The 8,697-nt window shown below is 46.4% G+C and carries 8 protein-coding genes; 3 read left to right on the top strand and 5 right to left on the bottom strand.

Annotated features, from left to right (window positions below; genetic code table 11):
• Positions 1-77: 77 nt before the first annotated feature.
• The gene (locus tag Q0Z62_RS10010; protein ID WP_298054087.1) at positions 78-1,049 is read right to left on the bottom strand and encodes an AraC family transcriptional regulator; all 972 of its coding nucleotides are present in this window, start codon (positions 1,047-1,049) and stop codon (positions 78-80) included.
• A gap of 161 nt (positions 1,050-1,210) precedes the next feature.
• Here Q0Z62_RS10010 and Q0Z62_RS10005 point away from each other — a divergent pair, with 161 nt between their 5' ends.
• Complete coding sequence (locus tag Q0Z62_RS10005; RefSeq protein ID WP_298054082.1) at positions 1,211-1,825, top strand: flavin reductase family protein; 615 nt, start codon at positions 1,211-1,213, stop codon at positions 1,823-1,825.
• A 48-nt stretch (positions 1,826-1,873) separates the two neighbouring features.
• On the opposite strand, the gene Q0Z62_RS10000 is transcribed toward Q0Z62_RS10005, so the two are convergent.
• Positions 1,874-2,950, bottom strand: coding sequence for a tartrate dehydrogenase (locus Q0Z62_RS10000; protein ID WP_298054080.1), 1,077 nt, complete (start codon positions 2,948-2,950; stop codon positions 1,874-1,876).
• Positions 2,951-3,134: 184 nt separating this feature from the next.
• Here Q0Z62_RS10000 and Q0Z62_RS09995 point away from each other — a divergent pair, with 184 nt between their 5' ends.
• Together Q0Z62_RS09995 and pgi are read left to right on the top strand one after the other, a co-directional pair.
• A complete protein-coding gene (locus tag Q0Z62_RS09995) occupies positions 3,135-3,494 on the top strand; it encodes a hypothetical protein (protein WP_269900763.1) in 360 nt (119 codons plus the stop codon).
• Between the two features lie 14 nt (positions 3,495-3,508).
• Positions 3,509-5,059: a glucose-6-phosphate isomerase gene (pgi, locus tag Q0Z62_RS09990; RefSeq protein ID WP_298054078.1), complete on the top strand. Its 1,551-nt coding sequence runs from the start codon at positions 3,509-3,511 to the stop codon at positions 5,057-5,059.
• Positions 5,060-5,142: 83 nt separating this feature from the next.
• Here the strand turns inward: pgi and acnA are convergent, their stop codons facing one another.
• The 3 genes from acnA to Q0Z62_RS09975 form a co-directional block, all read right to left on the bottom strand.
• Positions 5,143-7,893 (bottom strand): aconitate hydratase AcnA, encoded by a 2,751-nt coding sequence (gene acnA, locus Q0Z62_RS09985; protein WP_298054076.1) that lies wholly within the window; start codon positions 7,891-7,893, stop codon positions 5,143-5,145.
• 165 nt (positions 7,894-8,058) lie between these two features.
• Positions 8,059-8,235, bottom strand: coding sequence for a hypothetical protein (locus Q0Z62_RS09980; RefSeq protein ID WP_298054074.1), 177 nt, complete (start codon positions 8,233-8,235; stop codon positions 8,059-8,061).
• A gap of 9 nt (positions 8,236-8,244) precedes the next feature.
• Positions 8,245-8,697: TonB-dependent receptor (locus Q0Z62_RS09975; protein WP_298054072.1), on the bottom strand; the 453-nt coding region annotated here is incomplete at its 5' end.

Below are 8,697 nucleotides of genomic sequence, written 5' to 3'. Positions count from 1 at the left end.
ACCGGCCTCGGTGAAGCAGGAAGCAAGCAGCAGATTTAGTCAGAAATGACTGGTTTTGCGTAGGTATTGCGGAACGGTTAGCTACGAAGGCGTAACACGCTTTGGCTAGGGGTTTCGCCAAAGCGCTGTTTATACTCAGCACTAAACCGACCTTGATGCATAAAACCCCAACGTAAGGCGATCTCGGCCACAGACACAGTAGATTTCGTCGCCTGTAATAAGTCAGCCCTAGCACGATCTAAGCGAATTTGGCGTAAGTATTGCATAGGGCTGATACCGCAGTACTCTTTAAACCCAGCGTGTAAACTACGGATACTGATCTGCGCTAAGGCCGCTAACTCATCCACCCGAATCACCTGATCCGCATGCTCGTGTAGGTAGCTTTCGACTAATCGAATATGCTTAGGTAGAACTTTGCCTTGAACCCGTGGTTTTTCAGGTAAAGACGGGGCATGCACCCCTAAAAAGGTTGTCGTTGCTAGCTGTTCTAATTGAGACACCAACAGAGGCGATTGCAAAACCGAGTCCGAGTTACGGGCACAGTCTAATAAATAACGCAGCATCAATTGCCAGTTAGTTGAGCGATGCCCCTCTAGTTTGACGGGGAAAACCAACCCAGAGCTGGGAACATCAATTTCCATAGCACCCGCTAATTGCTCAATCAACAAACGATCAATTTTAAGCATTAGCTGTTCGTTATTGGCATGCCAAACCATATCAATTTCAGCGTTGGGATTAAGAACCGTAGCAATCTTAGGAGATGATTCGACCGTTTCGTGACCACAACGCACCGAAGCATGACCATACTGCGGCAACTGAATTAAGTAAAAACCGGCTAGCTCATCAGGTTGAATACGCACATCCGCCCCGTAGCCCAGACGCATCAAGGAGATCTGGCCAAACTGTACAAACCGCATTCGGGTATGCAAAGGCTGAGACGCCTTATTGAGACTAAGACGATGCGGTTTAATCATTGAACTGACAGAGGTCTGCACCTGATCTAAATCGGTAGAGGCAAAGTCCTGCCATTGAGTGGCGTTAGGTGACATAGGAAATACCCAAAAAGCGTCGGGCAATGCAGCTAAAACCCAATAACAAACTGAAAATTCAGACGATTGCTGATTAATTATTTTAGTTGTAAAGTATATACGATACCATCGGGACATTCCCGAATCCCCATTCTATTTCTGGTTTATTGGAAGAGACGACTGTGCAGAACAATTATCATTTTTACGAACCCCTGAAAGGTCATGGTTTACGTCATGACCCTATTAGCTCAATCGTAGGCCCACGAGTTATTGGTTGGATAGGCACGCAGGATGCTCAAGGCAACCCCAATCTAGCGCCGTATAGTTTTTGTAATATTTTTAATTACCAACCACCGATTATTGCTTTTTCGAGTGTGGGCTATAAAGACAGCGTGCGTAATGCCATTGAGACAGGGGTGTTCACGTGGAATCTGGCCTCTAGAGACTTAGCTGAGCCCATGAATCAATCCAGCACGATGCAATCTATCAATGAATTTGAGTTCTCTAAACTCACCCCCATCGCCGGACAGTTGGTTGCCGCCCCCCGAGTGGGAGAAAGCCATGCGTCAATTGAATGCAAAGTCACCAAACACTTTCAATTAACCGATCACGAAGGCAAGCTCTTAGATACCTGGATGGTATTAGGTGAGGCTGTTGCGGTACATATAGACCCCGCCTTGATTAAAGACGATATTTATCACTGTGCCTCAGGTCGTCCGATCTTACGCGGGGGCGGACCGGGTGATTACTACGAAATCACGGATGACACTCTCTTTGATATGCGTAGACCCAAATAAAAAATAAAAAAGTCACCATTCGGTGACTTTTTTATTCGCTGAGCTAGCTTAAATCAATGCAGCAATGGCTTGCCCCACCTCGGTGGTATTTGCGGTTCCACCTAAATCTGCAGTACGAGGGCCGTGCTGTAGGCTGTGCTCAATCGCCTGCATCATATCGTTATACGCCGCCTGATACGTGGTATCACCTTGGCCTAAAAACTCGATCATCAGTGCCGCTGACCAAATCATCGCAACAGGATTTGCACTATTTTTACCCGCAATATCAGGTGCAGAACCATGAACAGGCTCAAATAAAGATGGGAAATCACGTTCTGGATTTAAATTCGCCGACGGCGCAATACCTACTGTACCCGCGCATGCTGGCCCCAAATCGGACAAAATATCACCGAATAAATTAGAAGCCACCACTACATCAAATTGTTCTGGTTTTAATACAAAACGTGCTGCCATAATATCAATATGATGCTTATCCCAACGAATATCGGGGTAGTGCTGCGCCATGTTTTCTAGACGCTCATCCCAATACGGCATACTGATCGCTAAACCATTTGATTTGGTTGCAGAGCTAAGGTGTTTAGCAGGACGCGTCTGGGCCACCTCAAAGGCATATTTCAATACACGATCCACACCTATACGTGTGAAAATCGACTCCTGAATGACCACTTCTCGATCTGTACCCTCAAAAATCTTACCACCTAAATTTGTATACTCGCCTTCGGTGTTTTCGCGGATTACTACAAAATCAATATCACCCGGTTTTTTATTTGCTAAGGGGCACGGTACACCCGGCATCAAACGCACAGGACGCATATTGATGTATTGATCAAACTCACGGCGGAATTTTAATAATGAACCCCAAAGTGAAATATGATCTGGCACGATGTCAGGCCAGCCAACAGCCCCAAATAAAATCGCATCAAAGCCCTTTAGCTGATCAAACCAGTCTTCAGGTAGCATCATCCCATGCTTTTGATAATACTCAGCACTGGACCAGTCAAAATGCGTGTATTCAATCTCAATACCATGTTTTTGCGTCACCGCCTCTAGAACACGTAACCCCTCTGGCATCACCTCTGTGCCAATTCCATCTCCTGCCATCACGGCGACTTTATGTTTTTTCATTTTTTCCTACTTAAAAATAACCAATACTTAGTTGTTATATTTACTTAAATTTCGTCAGATTTAATAACACAAGAACATACTATTTTTTAAAATCAGATTAATCACAATGATACATAGCCATTTTCGTATTACTATATAGCTTGCCCTATTACGACATTTTATTTGTCACTTTTTATAAATTATCATGACCAACCCAACTCCAACTCCTGTAGTTCAGCCTCAGAATAACCATCGTCAACTAACCATTATTATGTACGCCTTATATGGTGCTGGTTACTTTTTAGGTGGGATTACAACTATCATTGCGATTATCATGAACTATATAAAACGTTCTGAAATCACTGACCCTGTACTAGCTAGCCATATTACATGGCAAATCCGCACCTTTTGGATTACTTTGGGTGTCGCTATCCTAGGTGCTGTCACCACTGTTATTATAATCGGTTTCCCTATCTTAATCGGTATATGTATCTGGAACATCTATCGCTTAGTGCGCGGGCTATTAGCCGTTCTTGATAACAAACCGATGCCTACACCAAAATAATTAGTTTATTACGCATGCCCCTCTTACCATTAACCCAACTTCCAGCATGGCCTGCTTTTGAGCAGGCCGTATTACATGCTCGACCTGATTTAAACCAGCTACGCCTTATCGAGGCAGCCGGTTTATCTTTAGACTTTAGCGGGCAACGGCATAGCAAAGACTATCAATCAGCCGCCGAACAGCTATTAACGCAACGTAATTTCGCCGAGCAACGTCAAGCACTCCTTAGCGGGGGGATTGCTAATCCCACCGAGAACCGAGCCGCTTGGCATAATCTCTTGCGTACGCCTGCTGCTACGGCTGAGGTCATTCACGAACGAGAGCGTCTAAATGCCTTTATTCGTGATGCTGACTTAGGTAGACGCTGGCGACATATAGTGCATATAGGGATAGGAGGTAGTGACTGGGGCGTGCGACTCAGTGTAGGTGCTTTTGGTTATACAAAACTATGGCGTAATGTACGCTTTGTGGCCAATATTGATGGTCACGCCATCGAGGCCGGTCTAGCTGACCTAAACCCCCATGACACCCTAATCGTGGTCGCCTCTAAATCCTTTACTACTGCTGAAACCTTACAAAATGGTCAACGCGCTTTAGAGTGGCTACAAGCTGCTGGCGTAAAAAAACCCTTTGAGCAACTGGTTGCTATCACAGCTCGCCCTGACCGAGCCGCTAAATGGGGCATCGCCCAAAACCACATATTCAAACTTTGGGATTGGGTAGGTGGGCGCTTCTCTCTCTGGTCTAGTGTCGGATTAACCACAGCCCTTAGTGTCAGCGCTGACGTAGTCGCAGGCATGCACTCCGGTGCTGCGGCTATGGACAAACACTTTGAAACCGCACCTTTTGAGTCCAATGCGCCTATTCAAATGGCACTACACGGTATAGCGAACCGTAGTATTTTAGGAATTGGCTCGTTAAATATCGCCCCTTATGACTCTCGCCTCGCCTACTTGGTTCCATATATTCAACAACTAGAAATGGAATCTCTAGGTAAATCCGTAGATATAGCGGGCAACCCAGTACCAGTACCTACAGGCCCCGTCGTCTGGGGCATGCCAGGGACAGATGCGCAGCATACGTTTTTCCAATGGCTACACCAAGGCAGTGATGGTGCTGCGGTTGACTTCATCATGTGTCAACAAGCCGATCACCGTTGGCACAATCATCACCAAAGTCTCATCGCCAACTGCTTAGCACAACGCGAAGCCATGTTACGTGGCAAAAGTATAGATCAAGCCTACGAGGAATGTATCTCACAGGGCCATGACCCAGAAGAGTCCAAATGGTTAGCTAAACATCGGACCCATCAAGGTGGTCGCCCCAACACACTGATTGTTTTACCTCGCTTATCCCCCTACCATTTGGGGGCTTTGCTGGCCTTATACGAACATAAAGTCTTTGTTCAAGGCGTGATTTGGGGTATTAACCCCTTTGATCAATGGGGCGTAGAATACGGTAAACATTTAGCTTCAGACATTATTAATGAGCTTAATAATCAGCCCTGTGCTAAACAACACGACGCCTCAACTAACTACTGGATCAATTTGCTAAAAACTGATTAACGCCACCAAACAAATCAATGCCATAACAAAAAAGGGAAGCAATATAATTGCTTCCCTTTTTTACCGATAAGCTCGTTAATACATTACGCCATCAAGCCCCGCAATACATATTGCATAATCCCACCATGACGGTAATACTCCGCCTCTGAAGGGGTATCAATACGTACAATGGCCTCAAAACAAATATCTCCGGCTTTCACTTGTACTGTTTTAGGAATCAGCCCCTGATTTAATTCGGTAATTCCCGTAATTTCAAATACTTCATCACCAAGCAAATCAAGAGTTGTGGCATTTTGCCCATCAGGAAACTGCAAAGGCAACACACCCATTCCTAATAAATTAGACCGATGAATACGCTCGTAAGATTCAGCAATGACAGCACGTACCCCCAGCAATACCGTGCCTTTAGCCGCCCAATCCCGAGAAGACCCCGAACCATATTCTTTACCTGCCAAAATCACCAATGGCGTGTTTTGTTCAATGTAATGACGAGAAGCATCATAAATCGTCGAAATAGGTGCCCCGGCTTGGGTAAAATCACGGGTATATCCACCCTCTGTGCCAGGTGCTAATTGATTTCTCAAACGCACATTCGCAAAGGTACCGCGAATCATCACCTCATGGTTACCACGTCGTGACCCATACGAGTTGAAGTCCGCAGGATCAATCCCATGTTGGCCTAGATACAAGGCTGCAGGCGTCATTTTTGCAATGGCCCCTGCTGGACTAATGTGGTCTGTCGTGACGGAATCACCTAGTTTTGCCAACACTCTCGCCCCATGAATATCTTGGACGGGCACAGGCTGCGCAGGCATATTTTCAAAATAAGGCGGGTGGCGTACATAGGTTGACTGCATATCCCAATCAAACTGCTCGCTTTTCGGAGTCGGCAGCTGTTGCCAACGCTCATCCCCGGCAAAAACGTCTTGATAGCCACGACTATACATATCATCAGTAATCGCTAACTCAATCACTGATTGAATCTCGGCGGTGGTAGGCCAAAGATCCGCCAAATACACTGGATGACCGTTTTGATCGGTTGCTAAGGCGTCATTTTGTAGGTCAATATCCATCGTCCCTGCAATCGCATACGCCACGACCAAAGGGGGAGACATCAAGTAATTCATTTTAACTTGGGGATGAATACGGCCCTCAAAGTTTCGGTTTCCGGATAAAACAGACACTACCGTTAAATCCTTATCGTCCACTGCTGCAGCGACCTCAGGAATTAATGGCCCCGAGTTCCCTATACACGTAGTACAACCATAACCAACTAAATTAAAGCCTAAGGCATCTAGATAAGGTGTTAACCCAGCCCGATTGTAATAATCAGTCACAACTCTAGACCCTGGGGCTAGGCTAGTTTTCACCCAGGGCTTTCTGGTTAAGCCTTTCTCGTGGGCTTTTTTAGCAACTAATGCCGCAGCAATCATCACACTAGGATTAGAGGTATTAGTACACGAGGTAATGGCGGCAATCACTACCGCACCGTCGCCTAGCTCATATTGAGCCTCAGCAGTGCTTACCTGCGCAACATGCGTGGTTTTTACGGGTTCTTCTTGGGTTGGTACATCCGAGGCAGGGAATGACTCTTTCAGTGACTCATCATAATCGACCTGTTTTTGTGAGCCTTGCATTTCGGATAGTTCTTTACGAAATGCAGACTGTGCTGAACTAAGTGGCACACGATCCTGTGGACGTTTAGGCCCTGCAATAGAAGGCACAATCGTAGACAAGTCCAACTCTAAACGCTCTGAGTAAACCGGCTCATGATCTGGGTCATGCCAGAGTCCTTGTGCCTTTGCGTAAGCCTCGACCAAGGCAATTTGCTCTTCGGAACGCCCCGTTAATCGCATATAACGAGTGGTTTCCTCATCAATGGGGAACATGGATACCGTAGAACCATATTCTGGGCTCATATTGCCTATGGTTGCGCGATTAGCCAATGGCACTGCGCTTACTCCTGGTCCATAAAATTCGACAAATTTACCTACCACCCCATGAGTCCGTAGCATTTCTGTGATGGTTAACACAAGGTCGGTAGCTGTGACCGCATCGGGTAAGGTGCCACTAAGTTTGAACCCAACTACCCGAGGAATCAACATAGAAATGGGCTGCCCTAACATCGCTGCCTCGGCCTCAATGCCCCCGACTCCCCATGCCACCACACCTAACCCATTCACCATTGGTGTATGCGAATCTGTTCCCACACAGGTATCTGGATACGCCGAAACGATGCCATTCTCATCGTTAGTAAAAACTACCCGAGATAAATGCTCAAGGTTTACTTGATGCACAATACCCGTACCTGGAGGCACCACTTTAAAATTATCAAAAGCATCCTGCCCCCAACGTAAGAATTGATACCGTTCTACGTTGCGTTGATATTCAATCTCTACGTTACGCTGGAAGGATTGATTATGAGCAAAATCATCCACAATGACAGAGTGGTCGATCACGAGTTCAACCGGTACTAATGGATTGATACGCTGAGGGTTCCCCCCTAAACGAGCCATCGCCTCACGCATAGCGGCCAGATCCACTACTGCGGGAACCCCTGTGAAGTCTTGTAAGACCACACGCGCCGGACTAAATGCTATCTCATGATCGGGAGCCGCATTCGGGTCCCAGTTAGCTAAGAATCGAATATCATCTGCCGTCACGTTCACACCGTCTTCGGTGCGAAGTAAGTTTTCTAGGAGAATTTTTAAACCATAAGGCAGGCGATTTACATCCATGCCCTGATTTTGAAGTGCAGAAAGCTGAAAAATCTGATAGGTCTGCGCGCCCACAGAGAGGGGTTGGCGAGACATAAAGCTGTTTGGGTGTGACATATAAAAACCTCCTTGTTAGTTGGTGAACGCCGTTTACGCAGCTGCCCCTAACCACAAGCCGCTGCGTGCTACAGCGTGATACGTCATCCCCCATCATACACGGTTCACGCCAAATACTGGTTTCAATTGTATTTGACCGTAAACGATGCGCTCGATTACTTTTAATCAAGGTACAAGAATACGTGCCACACTTTCATTACTCCCTTTAGGTGCCGTATCACTGTTTTTCACAGTGACAAATATAGTTCCTAGTTGATTATCAATCTTAGGCGTATTCGGATGCGCTGGTAGGGCGATTGTTTGCAATAATCGATCGTCATTATTTCGATCATAAATAGCCATAGCCTTAGATTAAAAATCCATGCTGGCAGAGAACATAATCGTTCTAGGTGCACCTAAACCACTACTTAGGCTGCCTGCCCAATACGCTTTATTGGTTAGATTAAAGACATTGGCGCGTAGCGTGGCCGGTTTACCAACTAGGGCTGTTTCATAACGCGCACCCACATCAAAAATGGTACGACCCGCGACTGATAATGAGTTGTTTGCATTGATGTATTGTTTAGTTGCCGCCACCACATTCCCAGTGAGGCTTAGTCCTTGAACCTGAGGTATATCCCACTCTATCCCTGCTTTAGCCTGCCATTTAGGCATGCCTGTGGCATAGCGCCCCTGATTTATGCCCCCCGCCGTTTTAGTTAATTTGGCTTGGGTATAGGCCAACCCACCCATCAAGCGTAAGCCGCGCTGCGGCTCCCCAAAGAAACCAAGCTCTACTCCACGGTTACGTTGCTCGCCATCAAA

Source organism: uncultured Paenalcaligenes sp. (assembly GCF_947630565.1).
Lineage (GTDB): Bacteria > Pseudomonadota > Gammaproteobacteria > Burkholderiales > Burkholderiaceae_B > Paenalcaligenes > Paenalcaligenes faecalis.
This window is presented reverse-complemented; position numbering and strand designations above follow the sequence as displayed.